Raw genomic sequence first — 15,961 nt, forward strand, 5'->3', positions numbered from 1 at the left:
TCAACAACGATAAAGGAGTTCATCATGAACAAGGATCAAGTTAAGGGTACGGCGAAAGACATCGGCGGCAAAATCCAGGAAAAAGCTGGCGAACTGGTGGGCAGCTCCGAACAGCAGGCCAAGGGCCTGAACAAGCAAGCCGAAGGCAAAGTGCAAAAAGGCGTGGGCGATGCCAAGGAAGCAATCGACGACGTCGTCAAAGGCAACCGCAACTAATAGCACGATCCAGCGCCAAGAGCGCATCGCAGGCGATCATTCGCCGCATAGAAAAACAGCCGCATCAGCGGCTGTTTTCGTTTACGGGCGTTGCAGTCAGGCCGCGATGCGATTGGAAGACAAATCCCAGCCGCCGGCGGTATTGCCACCGGAGCCGCCGGAGATTTTCTGCTGCGTATAGCGCCACTTCACTTTGGAAAACTTCAGTGACACTTGCTCCGACAGCACATCGCCTTCCGTCACGCTGGGAGACACGGTGCCGACCAATACATTTTCCAGTTCGATTTCGAAGTACTTGATGCGCTCGCCCTGGCCATCGGCGCGCATGAATTCGAACTTCGCCTTGGGAATGGTCTTACCGGATGAGCACGTTTGCAGCAGCACGGGCGACGCCAGGTCGGCCATTTTCAGCAGGGTGATGTCCTGGTGTTCGCAACGCTCGGCGGTATGGCCGCCGCTGGTCGAGGCGGTCGCCGATTTCGGCTGGCTCACCGCCCAGCTGACCGACTTGCATTCAATCCAATCCTTGTGTTTTTCATCCGCCGACTCGCCCCGGATTCCGTCGATCTGCAGATAGACATCGATAGCCATAATTCCTCCTGGAATAAGTGAAACGGCGCGAAACGCGCCGCAGCGGGCATTATCGAATAATCAACAAATCTCCTCTTGTGGCTGCTCAAGCCACCCCCAAAAACCTCCGGGGTCAGGTCCACCAATGCTACACGGCCTCGGCGCTAACAACGATTTACGCGGCTTTTATCCGCCTACGCATCAGTTCGTGTAGAAATGGTGGACCTGACCCCGGAGCGGGTTTATTTTGCGTCGGGCATCAGGTTCTTTTTGAAGAAGGCTTCGATGTTGCCGTAGACGTGGCGCTGTGGCGCGCGGCCGGCGATGCCGTGCTTGCCGCCGGGGTAGGTCATCAGTTCGAAGCGGACGTTGCGGCTGACCAGCGCGTCGATCATGCGCGTGGTGTTGGTGAACAGCACGTTGTCGTCGGCCATGCCGTGCATCAGCAGCAGCGGCGATTTCAGGCCGTCCAGGTGCGAGTAGACACCAGCCGACACGTAGCCAGCGGCGTTCGCTTTCGGCGTGCTCATGAACTGCTCGGTGTAGTGGGTGTCGTACAAGGCCCAGTCCGTCACCGGCGCGACCGAGACGCCCATGGCGATCTTGTCCGACGCTTGCGCCAGCAGGCGCAACGTCATGAAGCCGCCGTAGCTCCAGCCGAACACGCCGATGCGCTTGGCGTCGACGTAGCTTTGCTTGCCCAGCCATTCGATGCCGGTCAGCTGGTCTTCGACTTCCACCTTGCCCAGGTTCAGATAGTTGGCGTCGGTGAAGGCGCGCTCGCGGCGGAACGAGCCGCGGTTGTCCAGCCGCCACACCACGAAGCCTTGCTGCGCCATGTATTGGTCGAAGAAGTTGCCCCATTTGCGCGCGACGTGCTGCGCGTGCGGGCCGCCGTAGGTCGACAGGTAGACCGGATATTTCTTCACCGGGCTAAAGCCGCTCGGCTTGATCATCGAGTAGTACAAGGTCTGGCCGTCGTTGGCCTTCAAGGTGCCGTATTCGGTGCGCAGGTGCGCATCCTTGTACTTGCCGTATGGGTGGCTGGCGTTCAGTTCATTGTGCTCGAGCCAGCTGATCATCTTGCCGTCCGGACGGCGGATGCTCACTTGCGGCGGGGTGTCCGGATCGGAGAAGGTGTCGACGAACACTTCGCCATTGCGCGAGAACGACGAGTCGTGCCAGCCGTCGCCGTCGGTGATGCGGGTCGGCTTGTCGGCGCCGCTGCCGTCGAGCTTGAGCGCGTAGGTCTGGCTGTCGATGACGGCGTCGCGGTTCGATTGCACAAATACGCGGCCATTTTTCTCATCGACCGCGAGCAGCTTGTCGATGCCCCATTCGCCGCTGGAAATCGGGTGCAGCAGTTTGCCGTTCAGGTCGTACAGGTAGAGGTGCTTGCGGCCGCTGCGCTCGGAAGGCCAGATGAACTTGTCGTTGCCCAGGAAGCGCAGGTCGTCGAAGATGCTGACCCACGTCGGCGACGTTTCGGTGATCAGCACGCGCTGCGCCAACGTGGCGGCGTCGACCGATACCAGCTCCAGCTTCTTCTGGTCGCGGCTCTGGCGCTGGAACAGCAGGGCCTTGCTGTTGGCGCTCCAGTCGGCGCGCACCAGGTAAATATCCTGTTCCGCGCCGAGCTCGACGTTGCGGATCTCGCCGCTGACAGGCGAGACGATCTTCAACTGCACCAGCACGTTCGGATCGCCGGCGGCCGGGTAGCGCTGCTCGATCACGTCGGTGCGGTCGGCGTAGATTTCAAAGCGCTTGACCACCGGCACCGGGGCCTCGTCGTAGCGCTTGTAGGCGATGGCGGAGTCGTCCGGCGCCCAGTAGTAGCCGCTGGTCTGGCCCATTTCTTCCTGCGCCACGAATTCGGCTTCGCCGTTGTGGATGGTGCCCTTGCCGTCGGTGGTCAGCTGGCGTTCCTTGTTGGTGCTCAGGTCGATGACGAACAGGTTCTGGTCGCGCACGAACGACACATAACGTCCCTTGGGCGAGATCTTCGGATCGAGCACGTTGCCGCTGGCGACCATGCGCGCGGCGTCGGGCTTGCTGACGTCGATCAGGTACAGGTTGCCGGCGATCGGCACCAGCAGCTGCTTGCCGTCCGGCGACCAGCTATAGCTGAGGATGCCCTTGAGGCTGGCGGTGCGGGCGCGCTCGCGGCGGGCCTTTTCGGCGTCCGACAGGTTCTCTTCCGGCACCAGGATCTTGGAGTCGACCAGGCGGTGCGTGGACTTGTCCTTGAGGTTGTATTCCCACAGGTCGAGCTGGAACTGGTTGTCGTCGCGGCCGCGCAGGAAGGTGACGCGGGCGCCGTCGGGCGACACTTTCAGGCTGCGCACGCCGGGACCGCTCAGCGACGGGTCGGCATGAATACGGTCCAGGGTCAGTTTTTCGGCGGCGGCGTTGCCGCCAGCCAGCAGTGCGAGAAAGCAAAGGATAAAGCGCATGGAAGGTCTCTTGGTGGGCAATCCAAGACGATACCAGAGTCGTGTTTATGTGGCGAGATGGCAATGTTCTGAATCCATCCCGCAAAACCGTCTTTCCTTCGGCCTTATGTATCGCTTTGTTTCGTGTCGCTTTATTTCAGGCGCCGCGCACGCGCCGCAGCGCCAGGTTGCGCAGGGACCAGCTCAGCAGCACTGCGGCCACCGTCAGCCCCACCACCAGCCCGATCCAGAAGCCGGACGCCGCCATCGGCGCGGCCGGCGACCACGGCATCCATTGCGGCGCCAGGCCCAGCCAGCAGCCCAGCGGCAGCGCGAAGCCCCAGAACGCCAGCAGCTGGATCTGCATCGGCTGGCGCGAGACCTTGTAGCCGCGCAGCGCGCAGGCGGCCGCGACCTGGGTCGAGTCCGACAGCTGGAACAGCGCGGCAAACAGCAGCAGGTGCGCGCACAGCTCCTGCACCGCCGGATCGGACGTGTAGGCGCGCGCGATCTGGTAGCGGAACACGACGATGAACGCGGCCGACAACACGGCGAACGCCAGCGACATCCACACGCCGACCCAGGCCACGAAGCGCGCCTTGAGCGCATTGCCTTCGCCCAGCGACTGGCCGACGCGGGTGATCAGTGCGATGCCAAAGCTGAGCGGCACCATGAACACCAGCGACGTGAAGTTGAGCGCGATCTGGTGCGCAGAAATCTGCACCACGCCGTAGCGCGCCACCAGCAGGCTGACCGCGCCGAACGCGCTGACCTAGGCGAAGTAGCTGATACCGATCGGCACGCCGAGCCGCAGCATCGTGCCGATCTCGGGCCAGTGCGGCCATTCCCAGTGCGTGAACGGGTAGGTGGCGCGGTAGGCCGGCGCGTAGCGTATCCACGCCAGCATGGCGAACAGCATCATCCACATGCACAGCGCGGTCGAGACGGCGCAGCCGACCCCGCCCAGCGCCGGGAAGCCCCAGTTGCCGAACACCAGCAGCCAGTTGACGAAGACGTTGATGCACAGGCCCATGATGGCGATCAGCATCACCGGCAAGGTCTGGTTGATGCTGGTGCTGTAACCGTACAGCGCGCGGTAGGCGGCGAACGGCAGCAGGCCGATGCTGATGATGTGGACGAACAGCTCGGCCTGGCGCTGCACATGCGGCGTCAGGTATAAATGCGCGAACAGCAGGGTGGCGACGTTGGCCAGCGCGGCGGCCACCAGGCCGACGCCGAGCGCCTTCCATAACGATTGCCTCACCGTGTGCGGGATTTTGCGCAGGTCACCCGCGCCGACGTCGTGCGCGACAATGCTGTTGATCGCCATCATGACGCCGCTGACGGTGACCAGGATGATCGACCAGATCGACGCGCCCAGCGACACCGCCGCCAGCTCGTCGGCGCTGGTGTGGCCGGTCATGGCGACGTCGGCCACCCCCATGCCGACGGTGGCCAGCTGGCCGATCAGCATGGGCCAGGACAGGCGCCACAGCGCTGCGGCTTCGAGACGGATGGACGACAGAGTGAAAGAGTGGGGCATACGGTGACCGGAGCGGCAAGCTGATATGACTGGGGTCCGCCATTCTAACGGCTACTTTGAACACGATTGCATTTGGTTGCAATTTAGTTGGAGTGCTGCGTATGCGAAACTAATAACATGCGCGTTATAGGTGCAAGGCATCCAGCCCGGATGTTCAACATTGTCGCTAAATTACTATTCAGGCCAAAAACATGAAAAAATTCCTGCCCCGCTTGCTGAACGCCGCCCTCGCGCTGGCCGCTCCCGTTGTCTTCGCCGCCGCCGCGCACGCCGGTGAAGTCACTCTTTATACCCACGACAATTTCGGCGGACCGGCGGTCACGGTGCGCGACCAGGTCCCGGACCTGTCCTCCGAAGGCTTCAACGACCGCGCCTCGAGCGTGCGGGTGCGCTCGGGCCGCTGGCAGCTGTGCGAGAACGCCAATTTCGACGGTCATTGCATCGTGCTGGGGCCGGGCGAGTACCGCAAGCTGGAAGGATTTAACGATGTGCTGTCGTCGCTGCGCGAAGTGGGCGGCGATGGTGATCGCGGTGATCGCGGTGATCGCGGCGACCGGGGCGATCGTGGACATGGCCGGCGCGGCGAAAACGGCTACGGCGGCGGTGGCCGTGGCGGCGCCCCGATCGTGCTGTATTCGCAGTCGCGCTTCAACGGGAGCGAGCTCGAGTTACGCGATGATACCCGCAAGCTCGATCGCCTCGACTTCAACGACCAGGCCGGCTCGGTGATCATCCGCGAAGGCAGCTGGCAGCTGTGCGACGACGCCGATTTCCGCGGCAAGTGCATCGTGCTGTCGCCGGGCCGCTACGACAACCTGCGCGACATGGGCGACCGCATTTCGTCGGTGCGCCGCGTACGCTAACGGCTCTTCTGGGAGGCGCGCTCCGACCCGGTTTGCGGGTAGACTACGGGTAACGCAATAAGCAACCGGACGGAGTGCGCAACGTGGAATACAAGGACTACTACCAGACCCTGGGCGTGTCGAAAACCGCCTCGGAAGACGAGATCAAGAAGGCTTACCGCAAGCTGGTCCGCAAATACCATCCGGACGTCAGCAAGGAAGCCGACGCGCAAAAGAAAACCCAGGAACTCAACGAGGCCTACGGCGTGCTGGGCGACGCCGAAAAACGCGCCGCCTACGACGACCTGGGACGCGGACGCCAGTTCCGCGCCGGCCAGGAATTCCGTCCGCCGCCGGACTGGGGGCGCGGCTTCGGCGGCGGCACGGGCAATCCGGGCGCCGGTGGCGGCGCCCCGGGCGGCGGTTTCGGCGACACCGATTCGAGCGACTTCTTCGCCGACCTGTTCGCCAACCTGGGCGGACGCCGGCGCCAGCAGTACGCCTACGAGCCGCAGCGCGGCGACGACAGCCACGCCACCATCACCATCGACCTGGTCGACACCTATCAAGGCGCCACGCGCAACGTCAGCATGATGGTGGCCGAGCGCGACGCGGCCGACCGCATCGTCACGCGCGAGCGCACGCTCAGCGTCAACATTCCCAAAGGCGTAACGGCCGGCCAGCAGTTGCGCCTGTCCGGCCAGGGCCAGCGCGGCGACGGCGGGCCGGGAGACCTGTATCTGGAAATCCAGTTCCGGCCCGATGCGCGCTACCGCGTCGATGGCCGCGACGTCTTCGAGACGGTGCCGGTGGCGCCGTGGGAGCTCGCCTTGGGCGCCGACATCGACGTGACCACGCCGTCGGGCAAGGTCACCGTGTCGGTGCCGGTCGGCTCGCAAAGCGGCCGCAAGCTGCGCCTGCGCGGACGCGGCATCCCCGGCAAGGAAGCCGGCGATTTATACCTGATTTTGGAAGTGGTGCTGCCGCCGGCGAACACCGACAAGGCACGCGAGCTGTATCAAACGATGGCGCGCGAGATGGCGTTCAATCCGCGCGCGGGAGGATGAGCTATGGGACAGACAATGGAAGCAGCGGTGGGGCAGCCGCCCCTGACCGCCGTGTTGATCGATGAGACCGCGCTGACGCTCGAGGAGCTGGCGCGCGCCTGCGCCGTCGAGCGCGACTGGGTGGTGCAGCGCGTGCGCACCGGCATCCTGATGGAGTGCGATTCGGAGGATTGCGTCAGCTGGCGCTTCACCAGCGCCGACCTGGTGCGGGCGCGCCGCCTGTGCCAGATCGAGCGCGACTTCGAGGCCAACGACGACGTCGCCGCGCTGGTGGTCGATCTGTCGGAAGAGATCTGCCGCCTGCGCCGCAAGCTCAGCGCGGCCGGCGTGAAGTAGCCGCAGGCGCCCGCTTGACCGGCGTGGCTGTGATCACCGGCAGCGATGCGGCCGACGGCGCGTCGTTCGAACGCTGATGGAAGGGCATGTGGATCGGCGGGTGGTGCCTGGCCGCCGCGCCGGCGTGTTCGGTGCCGCCGTATTCGTCGGCGATTTGCTTGTCCATCTCCAGAAACTGCTGCATGACCCAGCGCGTGGCCGGTCCCGGTTCTTCGTCGGCGCGCCGGATCACGTACAGCGGCGCGCTGAATGCCGGCCCTTCGGCGACTTCAAGCTGCACCAGGCGCCCCGCGTCCAGGTCCCACTGGATGAATTCGACCGGCATATTGCCCCAGCCGATGCCGCTGCGCAGCAGCGCGTGCTTGGAGCTCAGGTCGCCCAGGCGCCAGTCGCGCAGCGCCACCACGCCGAAATCCTGGCCCTTGGTCAAGGTGCTGCGGTCGGTCAGCACCAGCTGCGTGTGCTCGCGCAGGACCTCGTTCGGGATCTTGCCCTTGATCTGCGCCAGCGGATGGTTGGGCGACACCACCGGCACCATCGTGACGAAGCCGCAGCTCTGCCGTTCGATGGTGTCCGCCGAGCCGGGCATCCAGGCGCTCAGGCCGACATGGCAGGTGCGGTCCATGACCAGTTGCGTGACCGCGCCCAGCGCCTCGGTGCGCAGCCGCATCGACACGGTCGGGAACTCCTTCTGGAAGCCGTGCAGAATACGCACCAGCTTGCAGGTCGAATACATCACGTCGACCACCAGCGATACCTCCGCCTCCAGCCCGGCAGACAGCGCCTTGGCGCGCGCCCGCATGCCGTCGACCTTGAGCGAAACGGCGCGGGCGTCGGCCAGCAGCGCCTTGCCGGCCTCGGTGAGCACCGGTTTGCGCTTGCTGCGGTCGAGCAGTTCGATGTTGAGCTGCTCCTCCAGATTGGCGATGGTGTAGCTGATGACGGACTGCGTGCGGTGCAGCGCCCGCGCCGCGTGCGCGAAGCCGCCGTGGTCGATGACGGCGATGAACACGCGCAGCTGGTCGAGGGAGGGGAGGCCGGGGTCTCGCATGGTGATTGCCTATGGTTGATGCGGTGGTTAATCATTAGATATCGATAAAATCGATCAGTAAGATTTAAATTTACTGTATTTCATCGATAGTAATCCCGATCTATGATGCATGCAACCCTACCACTTAAAGGAAGCACATCATGGCAACCGTCCTCCACATCGATAGCAGTGTTCGTCACACCGGTTCCGTTTCGCGCCAGCTCGGCGGCGAATTCATCGCAAAATGGAAGGCAGCCAACCCTTCCGACACCATCGTCACCCGCGACCTGGCCGCCGCGCCGCTGCCGCACCTGACCGAACAGCTGATCGGCGCGTACTTCACCCCGCCGGACCAGCGCAACGCCGACCAGGCCCACACGATCAAGCTGTCCGACGCGCTGGTCGACGAGCTGCTGGCCGCCGACACCATCGTCATCGGCGCGCCGATGTACAACTTCTCCGTTACCTCCGGCCTGAAGGCGTGGATCGACCACATCGCGCGCGTCGGCCGCACCTTCAGCTATGGCGCCAACGGTCCCCAGGGCCTGGTGACCGGCAAAAAAGTGTATGTGTTCGTCGCCAGCGGCGGCGTCTACAGCGAAGGCCCGGCGGCCGTCTACGACCACCTGACCACCTACCTGCGCGCCACCTTGGGCTTCCTGGGCATGACCGACATCACCTTCATCGTCGCCGAAGGCGTGTCGAAGGGTGAAGAGGCCGTCGCCACGGCGGTCGCCAAGAGCCGCGCCGACATCAACGCCATCCTGGTCTGAGTTCCGCGCTAAATACGCCACACAATCGGTCGTGAACGAAGCCCCGCTTGCGGGGCTTGTTCTTTGCTGCGTATCATGGAAGGCATACCCGTCACGGAGCCCCTATGAAACGTAACTTGCACCTGCTGATCATCGACCCGCAAAACGACTTTTGCGATCTGCCGGCCGGCTATCTGCCGATCGATCCGGTCACGCGCCAGCCGCGCGCGCCGGCGCTGCCGGTGCCCGGCGCGCATCAGGACATGCAGCGCCTGGCCGGCCTGATCAACCGGGGCCGCTCCGGCCTGACGGCCATCAGCATCACGCTCGACTCGCACCACCGTTTCGACATCGCCCACCCGACGTTCTGGGTTGCCCGCGACGGCGCGCCGGTGGCGCCGTTCACGCAGATCACGGCCGACGACGTGCGCGCCGAAAAATACCTGCCGCGCCATCCTGCCGGCTTGCCGCTGGCTTTGAACTATCTCGACAAGCTTGAGGCGGCGGGCCGCTATCAGTTGATGGTGTGGCCGGTGCATTGCGAAATCGGCAGCTGGGGCAACAACGTCCATGACGACGTGCGTGCCGCCTATGCCGCCTGGGAGGAAGCCTCGCTCGGCATCGTCGCCAAGCTGGCCAAGGGTTCCAATCCGTGGACCGAGCACTATTCGGCCGTCATGGCCGAGGTGCCGTACGCCGACGATCCGGACACCCAGTTCAACACCAAGTTCGTCAACACCTTGGCCGAGGCCGACCAGATCTACGTGGCGGGGGAGGCCGGCAGCCACTGCGTCAAGGCGACCGTCGAGCATATTGTCGACCACTTCGGCGACCAGGCCGCGTCCAAGCTGGTGCTGATCACCGACTGCATGAGTCCCGTTACCGGCTTCGAGGCGCAGTACCACGGCTTCCTGAAGGCCATGCAAGCGCGCGGCGTGCAGCTAATGCAGGCTGGCGACGTGCTGCCCGAACTGCTGGCCAACGCCGCCCGCTGATCCCGGCGGCCAGAGGGGGACGGCTGTGGCGCTCACCCGACGTCAACTGCTGGAGGCGGCCGCCGCGCTGCCGTTGACGTACGCCGCGGCCGCTGCCGCGCAATCCCGCCCTGGCCTCGGTGCCGGCGCCGGTCCGGCCGACGGGGTGCACACGCTGCGTTTCGTGTTTTCTCGCCCGTTCGACAATCCGCGCACGCAATGGCTGATCCGGGTCTACACCCATCTGCTTGAGGACCTGGGCAAGCGCTTCGTTTATATCGACGTGCCGCCACTGCGCGCCACCGCCATGGTGCTGTCGGGCGAGGCCGACGGCGAACTGGGACGCACCTTCGATTATCAAAACCTGTTTCCGGCGCTGGTGCGGGTGCCCGAGCCGAACAACGCCGTGCGCTTTGCCGCCTACGCGACGCGGCCCGGCCTGGTGTTCGACAGCTGGCAGGCGGTGCGCGCGCGCAGCCTGCGCTGCGTATACCGGCACGGCATCAGCGAATTGCGCGACATGCTGTCGCGCGAGCTGGCCGCCGGCGAGTACTCGTATGTGCAGACCATCGACCAGGGCCTGCAGAAGCTGCGCCTGGGGCGCACCGATCTGTATTTCGATGTCGAAGAGGCGGTCGGCGATTTTCTGTTTTTCCTGGGCGACCCCGAACAGCGGCGCAGCGGTCTGGGCTCCCTGCACCAGGCCGGCGTGGTGCGCAGCACCACCGGCCACGCCTACCTGCGCAGTGCGCACGCGGCGCTGGCGCCGCAACTGGCGGCCGGGCTGGCGCTGCTGAAGCGCCAGGGCACGGTCAAGCGTTACCTGATGGAGAGCCTGTCCGCGTACAAGCAAGCGCGGCCCTGATCCACGCGTCCGGCTCGCATGGCGTAAGATCATGGCAATATGCAATCTGGAGAGTCCATGAGTCAGCCCATCGTCCGCAGCCTGCTGGAGACGGATCTATACAAATTCACCATGTGGCAAGCGCTGCTGCATGGCCACCCCAACTCGCACACCGAATACGAATTCGTCTGCCGCAACACGCCCGAGTATCCGCTGGCCGAGCTGCATGAGGCGGTCGAGCGCGAACTCGATCATCTGTGCTCGATGGGCTTTTCGGACGAGGAACTGAACTTCCTGCGCTCGCTGCGGTACATCAAAAGCGACTTTGTCGATTTCCTGACGGTGTTCCGCTTCCAGCGCAAATTCATCGACGTGCGCGTCGACGGCGACACCTTGGCGATCCGCGCCACCGGCCCGCAGGTGCACGTGATGGGCTTTGAGATCTACGTGCTTTACATCGTCAATGAACTGTACTTCCGCCGCTTCGACCAGGCCGCCGCGCTGGCCGAGGGGCGCGAGCGCCTCAGCGCCAAGATCGCCGCGCTCAAGGCCTTCGGCGCCGAGCCGACGCGCCGCAACCCGTTCGAGTTCTCCGACTTCGGCACGCGCCGGCGCTTTTCCGGCGCCTGGCACGACGAGGTGGTGCAGCGGCTGTCGCGCGAGGTGCCCGAGTACTTCAAGGGCACGTCCAACGTCTACCAGGCGATGAAGTTCGGCCTGGTGCCGATCGGCACGATGGCGCACGAATACATGCAATCGTTCCAGGCCTTCGGCGTGCGGCTGCGCGATTTTCAGAAAGCCTCGCTGGAGGCGTGGGTGCAGGAATACCGTGGCGACCTCGGAGTCGCGCTGACCGACGTGGTGGGTATGGACGCCTTCCTCGACGACTTCGACCTGTATTTCGCCAAGCTGTTCGACGGGCTGCGCCACGATTCGGGCGACCCGGTGGTGTGGGGAGAGAAGGCGCTGGCGCACTACGCCGCGCTGCGCATCGACCCCAAGACCAAGCGGCTGGTGTTCTCGGACGGGCTGAATCTGGAGAAGGCCTTCGAGCTGTACCGCCACTTCGCCGACCGCATCATGACCGGCTTCGGCATCGGCACGCACCTGACCAACGACGTCGGCCTGAAGCCGCTCAACATCGTCATGAAGCTGGTCAACTGCAACGGCCAATCGGTGGCCAAGCTGTCGGACTCGCCGGGTAAAACGCTGTGCAAGGACGAGACTTTCCTGGCTTATCTGCGCCAGGTCTTCCACCATCCGGCCGTTTAAGGCACGGGAAACGCCGGCCGAGCGGGCCGGCGCTATTTTTACGCCGGTCGCGCGCCGAAGCCGCTCATGATGGCGTCGGCGTTGCCACCTTCGTCCTCGTCGTAGATATCGACCGACAGCATGGCGCCGCTGCGTTCGCGCGCGTGCGCTGCGGCGGCCGGGCCGCCCGGCGTCAGCGCGTCGAAGATGTTACCGACGGTGCTGGTCGCCACGCTCGGCGGCAAAGCCGTGTGCTTGGTCAGTTTAACGGTGGACGGAGGAAAACCCTTAGCCAGCAAGGCGCTGCGGGCGCTTTCGGCGTCGGTCACCTGTTCGAAATTGCGGTGTATTGTGCGTGTCATGACGACCTCCTTGATTGAACCGGGCAGTGCGGCTTAGAAGCCGGCCACCACGGTTTCGAAATGCTCCACCTTGGGCGGTGTAGCGAAATAGCTGCCGACCAGTCCGCGCCAAGACTGGAATGCCGGACTGCCACGGAAATCGACGGTATGGTTTTCAAGGGTTTGCCAGCCGATCACCAGATGATAGGTGTCGGGCGTTTCGATGTCGCGGTCGAGGCGCATCGACAGGCAACCGGTGGCCGCCTTGAACAGAGGCACCGCCTCGGCCACGCCGGCCTGGAAGGCGTCGTGGTCATCCGGCTTCACGTATATCTCGGCGATCTCGTAAATCATGGGCATCCTTTTGAAAGTATGCCCCTATTGTGCCTCAACTGCGGCGGGCGTGCGCAGGATGAAGCGCATCGCCTGGCGGGCCAACTCCTTGACGTCGGCACCGCTGCCGGGTTTGTACCACTGCACGGTCCAGTTGAGCGCGCCGAAGATCAGCAGGCGGTCGAACGACGACGGCATCGCCCAGTCGCCGGACAGGTGCAGCTCGGCGATGGCGCGGTCCCACACGGCCTCGTAGCGGTCCTTCAACGCCACCACGCGCGAGCGCGACGGCTCGTCGAGCGAGCGCCACTCGTACAGCAGCACGGCGATGTAATGGTGGTCGGGCGCCAGCAGCGTATGCAGATGGGCCTCGACCAGCTGGCGCAGAATCTCGCACGGCGGCAGCTGCTGGCTGCCGATGGCCTCGATCTCGGCCAGTGAGCGCTCCAGGCCTTGCTCCATGATGGCGGCCAGAATGTCCTGCTTGGTCTTGAAGTGATAGAACCAGCTGCCGGCCTGGATGCCGGCGGCGGCGGCGATATCGCGCACGGTGGTGTTCTCGTAACCTTTGGTACGAAACAATTCTGCCGATTTCTCGATCAATTCCGCACGCAGTCCACCGCTTTCCCCTTTCAGGGGGCGCCCGCGTCGCTTGGGGCTTGGGGAGTCGATTGTGGCGGCGTTAGGCATGAAAAGGTGTCTGAACAGTAGTTTTGGTACATCCCATTCTAATGCAGCGTTCGGCTGCGAAATCGAAAAAGTGTTTGAAATTGTTACTTTCTGTCTAGAAGTCAACGGCTTTTGTGCTGCAACGCAACACTTTAGTTCGCTGTCGGATTGAGCGTGATCAAAGGATTAACGAGTAGGCGGCATAGGCTGGTGGATGGAGAGGGAGCGAGCGATGACCAAGACATCTGCAGCAATGGCTGTGCTTGACACCGGCGATCGCGCCGACGAGGATAGTGAGATGGAAAGCGAGATGCAAATGTTGAGGCGTGAGGTCGGCGAAGGTTTTGCCGGGGTGAACGCGCGCATCGACGAGTTGCGACGGGAGACGACCGAGCGTATTGATCGATTGCGTCAGGAGACCACGGACCGAATTCTCGAAGAACGTAGAGATACGAGCGCCCGTATAGACGCATTGCATCTTCGAATGGATATGTTGCACAAGGAGACGCTGGCGCGGATTGATGACTCGCGCAGGGAAGCATCTGATAATCTCACGGCGCAAAATGCGCGCATTTTCGATTTTCATCGGGAGACGACAGCTCGTATCGATGCATTTAAGGCCGAAAGTCACACGCAGTTCCGCTGGCTGGTAGGTCTGATGATCACCAGCCTGCTGGCGACCGCTGGGCTGTTCGCCCGCGCTGCGCACATTGTGTAATTGAAGGAAATTGGTGCCGGTATATTTCCCGACCGCCGGCGCCGGTAGTAGCCGCCTCCGGGAGGCGCTAATTGGTCGTTCTGTGTGAGAACTGGAGCCATCATATCGGGCGAATGTGACAGGCGTTTGACCGGGTTCCGAATGAGCATGCGTGCAGAGGCAAAGTGCGCTAGAATGGAGGTCTGTGGGGACGACCTGGTTTCGACGTGGGTTGCAAAGCAGAGCAGGGCATACCGAGGGCTGGTTACCTCGTAAATGGACGTGTAAGAAATTCTGTGTGTGCGGGGCCGGGTTTTAGTTAATCGCGTTCGTGAAGCGTTCGCCAAACATGATGGCAAACTGATTGGCCGCCAGCTTCCAAGTCCGCTGCGGCATCTTCCAATCTTTTTCGATATTGCGCAAGGCCAGGAACAGCAGTTTGGTCGCTGCCTCGTCGCTGGGGAAGTGCCCACGGTTCTTGACGATCTTCCTCAGACGCATATGCAGGCTCTCGATGGCGTTGGTGGTATAGATAATGGTGCGCACCTCCGGCGGGTAGGCAAAGAACGGAATCACCTGCTGCCACTGGCGCCGCCACATGGCTGCGACGGTCGGGAATTTCATCCCCCACGGCCCCGCCTCAAACTCGTCCAGCGCCGCTGCAGCCAAGTCGGCATTGGCGGCTTGGTAGACCGGCTTCAGAGCCGCCGCCAGTTCTTTGCGGTCCTTCCACGACGCCAACGTGGTCGAGTTGCGGATCAGGTGCACGATGCAGGTCTGGATTTGTGCCTGAGGATAGACGGCCTCTATGGCCTCAGGGAAGCCGCGCAGGCCGTCAACGACGGCGATCAGGATATCGTCCAGCCCACGGTTCTTGAGCTCGTTAAACACCTTCAACCAGAACTTGGCGCCCTCGGTCTGCTCGATCCACAGCCCCAGCACTTCCTTGCGGCCGTCAGCGCGTATGCCCAACGCCAGGTAGACCGCCTTATTCTTGACTGTGCCTTCGTCGCGGATTTTCAAGCGCAGCGCGTCGAAGTAGACGATGGGATACATCGGCTCCAACGGACGCTGCTGCCACTGGGTCACTTCCTCAATGACCTCGTCCGTGATGGTCGAGATCAGCATCGGCGACACCTCGGTGCCGTACAACTCCAGCAGATGTCCCTGGATCTCGCGCACGCTCATGCCGCGCGCATACATGCTGATCACATGATCATCGAAGCCCGGCATGCGCCGCTGGCCTTTGGCCACCAATTGCGGCTCAAAGCTGGACAGCCGGTCACGTGGAATGTCGAGGTGCAGCTCTCCGCCCGGTGCCAGCACCTTCTTGGGCGTGGTGCCGTTTCTATGATTCTTGCTGGTCGCGTCCTCGTTGGCCAAGTGATGCGTCAATTCGGCCGCCAGCATTCGCTCCGCCAGCATCTTCTTGAGCTGGCCAGCTAAGCCAGTCTCACCGAGGATCGACTCGGCGTTCTTGTCCTGAACCTGGGCCAGCAGTTGGTCGATCAGCTCAACTGGGAATGGATATGGCTCTTTCTTTTTGCGAGGTTTCTTCGTGGTCATCGTGTCGGTCATGGAACATCCCTTTCGGTATTATTTCATGACCCCGGTTCACACAGAAATTCTTACAGGCTCTCGTAAATACACCCAGAAAAACTTAACTGCAAACGATAACTCGTACGCACTGGCAGCTTAATTGCTGTTAGCTCCACAACACCTCGTCCCTGGGGTGGGCCGTTAAAAGCTGTGGAGTCATTTACAGGGACTCGCGCTGTGAGGGGTCACTTCGATCAGCGCTAAATCTAAGGTGAATCGCTAGTCCAAAACGTGCACGTCCGTGTTGTACTGGTTAAATTAAATGATAGTGCTAAGTATGTAGAACTGTCTGTGGAGTGCTTGCGGACGCGGGTTCGATTCCCGCCGTCTCCACCACCTATTTGTTTCAAGCAGCCTCAAGTAGTACAAAAACCCGCCTCCGAGCGGGTTTTTTACTATGAGCGGCCGTCCGGGAACGTCCGGGGAGGTCCTCCAACATCCGGCGGCAATATGGGGTAGGGGCTT

Annotated in this window: 16 protein-coding genes, 1 other RNA gene and 1 pseudogene; 10 read left to right on the top strand and 8 right to left on the bottom strand. The window is 62.9% G+C overall.

Features of this window, described 5'->3' with window-relative positions:
- The first annotated feature begins 24 nt into the window (after positions 1–24).
- Positions 25–216, top strand: coding sequence for a CsbD family protein (locus tag AC0IYS_RS08220; protein WP_363497745.1), 192 nt, complete (start codon positions 25–27; stop codon positions 214–216).
- Between the two features lie 96 nt (positions 217–312).
- Here the strand turns inward: AC0IYS_RS08220 and AC0IYS_RS08225 are convergent, their stop codons facing one another.
- The 3 genes and pseudogenes from AC0IYS_RS08225 to AC0IYS_RS08235 form a co-directional block, all read right to left on the bottom strand.
- Positions 313–807, bottom strand: a complete 495-nt coding sequence (locus AC0IYS_RS08225; protein ID WP_471704701.1) for an Hcp family type VI secretion system effector — start codon at positions 805–807, stop codon at positions 313–315.
- A 221-nt stretch (positions 808–1,028) separates the two neighbouring features.
- Complete coding sequence (locus AC0IYS_RS08230; RefSeq protein ID WP_471704702.1) at positions 1,029–3,239, bottom strand: S9 family peptidase; 2,211 nt, start codon at positions 3,237–3,239, stop codon at positions 1,029–1,031.
- A 136-nt stretch (positions 3,240–3,375) separates the two neighbouring features.
- Positions 3,376–4,761: pseudogene (locus AC0IYS_RS08235) on the bottom strand (MATE family efflux transporter).
- Between the two features lie 191 nt (positions 4,762–4,952).
- On the opposite strand from AC0IYS_RS08235, the gene AC0IYS_RS08240 reads away from it, so the two are divergent.
- The 3 genes from AC0IYS_RS08240 (at position 4,953) to AC0IYS_RS08250 (ending at position 7,006) form a co-directional block, all read left to right on the top strand.
- Positions 4,953–5,624, top strand: coding sequence for a beta/gamma crystallin-related protein (locus AC0IYS_RS08240; RefSeq protein ID WP_471704703.1), 672 nt, complete (start codon positions 4,953–4,955; stop codon positions 5,622–5,624).
- Positions 5,625–5,707: 83 nt separating this feature from the next.
- Complete coding sequence (locus tag AC0IYS_RS08245; RefSeq protein WP_471704704.1) at positions 5,708–6,670, top strand: DnaJ C-terminal domain-containing protein; 963 nt, start codon at positions 5,708–5,710, stop codon at positions 6,668–6,670.
- 3 nt (positions 6,671–6,673) lie between these two features.
- Positions 6,674–7,006, top strand: a complete 333-nt coding sequence (locus tag AC0IYS_RS08250) for a chaperone modulator CbpM (RefSeq protein ID WP_471704705.1) — start codon at positions 6,674–6,676, stop codon at positions 7,004–7,006.
- Here the strand turns inward: AC0IYS_RS08250 and AC0IYS_RS08255 are convergent.
- Complete coding sequence (locus tag AC0IYS_RS08255) at positions 6,984–8,057, bottom strand: LysR family transcriptional regulator (protein WP_471704706.1); 1,074 nt, start codon at positions 8,055–8,057, stop codon at positions 6,984–6,986. The two genes, AC0IYS_RS08250 and AC0IYS_RS08255, sit on opposite strands and share 23 nt — an antisense overlap.
- A gap of 140 nt (positions 8,058–8,197) precedes the next feature.
- Here AC0IYS_RS08255 and AC0IYS_RS08260 point away from each other — a divergent pair, with 140 nt between their 5' ends.
- From AC0IYS_RS08260 to pncB, 4 genes are all read left to right on the top strand, one after another.
- Positions 8,198–8,809 carry an FMN-dependent NADH-azoreductase gene (locus tag AC0IYS_RS08260; protein WP_471704707.1) on the top strand — a complete coding sequence of 204 codons (612 nt, stop codon included), beginning with the start codon at positions 8,198–8,200 and terminating at the stop codon, positions 8,807–8,809.
- Positions 8,810–8,913: 104 nt separating this feature from the next.
- Positions 8,914–9,783, top strand: a complete 870-nt coding sequence (locus AC0IYS_RS08265) for a cysteine hydrolase family protein (RefSeq protein ID WP_471704708.1) — start codon at positions 8,914–8,916, stop codon at positions 9,781–9,783.
- Positions 9,784–9,808: 25 nt separating this feature from the next.
- A complete protein-coding gene (locus AC0IYS_RS08270; protein WP_471704709.1) occupies positions 9,809–10,627 on the top strand; it encodes a hypothetical protein in 819 nt (272 codons plus the stop codon).
- A gap of 57 nt (positions 10,628–10,684) precedes the next feature.
- Entirely contained in the window at positions 10,685–11,878 is a 1,194-nt protein-coding gene (gene pncB, locus AC0IYS_RS08275; RefSeq protein ID WP_471704710.1) for a nicotinate phosphoribosyltransferase, read from the top strand.
- 38 nt (positions 11,879–11,916) lie between these two features.
- On the opposite strand, the gene AC0IYS_RS08280 is transcribed toward pncB, so the two are convergent.
- From AC0IYS_RS08280 to AC0IYS_RS08290, 3 genes are read right to left on the bottom strand one after another with little or no spacing between them, the layout of a single operon-like run.
- Positions 11,917–12,219 (bottom strand): hypothetical protein, encoded by a 303-nt coding sequence (locus AC0IYS_RS08280; protein WP_471704711.1) that lies wholly within the window; start codon positions 12,217–12,219, stop codon positions 11,917–11,919.
- A 33-nt stretch (positions 12,220–12,252) separates the two neighbouring features.
- Positions 12,253–12,552, bottom strand: a complete 300-nt coding sequence (locus tag AC0IYS_RS08285) for an antibiotic biosynthesis monooxygenase family protein (RefSeq protein ID WP_471704712.1) — start codon at positions 12,550–12,552, stop codon at positions 12,253–12,255.
- A 24-nt stretch (positions 12,553–12,576) separates the two neighbouring features.
- Positions 12,577–13,221, bottom strand: a complete 645-nt coding sequence (locus AC0IYS_RS08290; RefSeq protein WP_315216919.1) for a TetR/AcrR family transcriptional regulator — start codon at positions 13,219–13,221, stop codon at positions 12,577–12,579.
- 211 nt (positions 13,222–13,432) lie between these two features.
- On the opposite strand from AC0IYS_RS08290, the gene AC0IYS_RS08295 reads away from it, so the two are divergent.
- A complete protein-coding gene (locus AC0IYS_RS08295; protein ID WP_471704713.1) occupies positions 13,433–13,918 on the top strand; it encodes a hypothetical protein in 486 nt (161 codons plus the stop codon).
- 294 nt (positions 13,919–14,212) lie between these two features.
- Here AC0IYS_RS08295 and AC0IYS_RS08300 read toward each other — a convergent pair whose 3' ends face one another.
- Positions 14,213–15,463 (bottom strand): IS256 family transposase, encoded by a 1,251-nt coding sequence (locus AC0IYS_RS08300; RefSeq protein ID WP_471708806.1) that lies wholly within the window; start codon positions 15,461–15,463, stop codon positions 14,213–14,215.
- Between the two features lie 39 nt (positions 15,464–15,502).
- Between AC0IYS_RS08300 and ssrA the strand changes: the two genes are divergently transcribed.
- Positions 15,503–15,832: a transfer-messenger RNA gene (gene ssrA, locus AC0IYS_RS08305) on the top strand.
- Positions 15,833–15,961 lie beyond the last annotated feature (129 nt).

The organism is Duganella sp. AC237 (genome assembly GCF_979254035.1).

Excerpts from the sequence above, each read along its gene's own strand:
- AC0IYS_RS08265 (WP_471704708.1), top strand. The coding sequence starts at position 8,914 with ATGAAACGTAACTTGCACCTGCTGATCATCGACCCGCAAAACGACTTT.
- AC0IYS_RS08260 (WP_471704707.1), top strand. The coding sequence starts at position 8,198 with ATGGCAACCGTCCTCCACATCGATAGCAGTGTTCGTCACACCGGTTCC.
- AC0IYS_RS08230 (WP_471704702.1), bottom strand. The coding sequence starts at position 3,239 with ATGCGCTTTATCCTTTGCTTTCTCGCACTGCTGGCTGGCGGCAACGCC.
- AC0IYS_RS08300 (WP_471708806.1), bottom strand. The coding sequence starts at position 15,463 with ATGACCACGAAGAAACCTCGCAAAAAGAAAGAGCCATATCCATTCCCA.
- AC0IYS_RS08280 (WP_471704711.1), bottom strand. The coding sequence starts at position 12,219 with ATGACACGCACAATACACCGCAATTTCGAACAGGTGACCGACGCCGAA.
- AC0IYS_RS08295 (WP_471704713.1), top strand. The coding sequence starts at position 13,433 with ATGACCAAGACATCTGCAGCAATGGCTGTGCTTGACACCGGCGATCGC.
- AC0IYS_RS08250 (WP_471704705.1), top strand. The coding sequence starts at position 6,674 with ATGGGACAGACAATGGAAGCAGCGGTGGGGCAGCCGCCCCTGACCGCC.
- AC0IYS_RS08220 (WP_363497745.1), top strand. The coding sequence starts at position 25 with ATGAACAAGGATCAAGTTAAGGGTACGGCGAAAGACATCGGCGGCAAA.
- AC0IYS_RS08290 (WP_315216919.1), bottom strand. The coding sequence starts at position 13,221 with ATGCCTAACGCCGCCACAATCGACTCCCCAAGCCCCAAGCGACGCGGG.
- pncB (WP_471704710.1), top strand. The coding sequence starts at position 10,685 with ATGAGTCAGCCCATCGTCCGCAGCCTGCTGGAGACGGATCTATACAAA.
- AC0IYS_RS08285 (WP_471704712.1), bottom strand. The coding sequence starts at position 12,552 with ATGATTTACGAGATCGCCGAGATATACGTGAAGCCGGATGACCACGAC.
- AC0IYS_RS08225 (WP_471704701.1), bottom strand. The coding sequence starts at position 807 with ATGGCTATCGATGTCTATCTGCAGATCGACGGAATCCGGGGCGAGTCG.
- AC0IYS_RS08255 (WP_471704706.1), bottom strand. The coding sequence starts at position 8,057 with ATGCGAGACCCCGGCCTCCCCTCCCTCGACCAGCTGCGCGTGTTCATC.
- AC0IYS_RS08240 (WP_471704703.1), top strand. The coding sequence starts at position 4,953 with ATGAAAAAATTCCTGCCCCGCTTGCTGAACGCCGCCCTCGCGCTGGCC.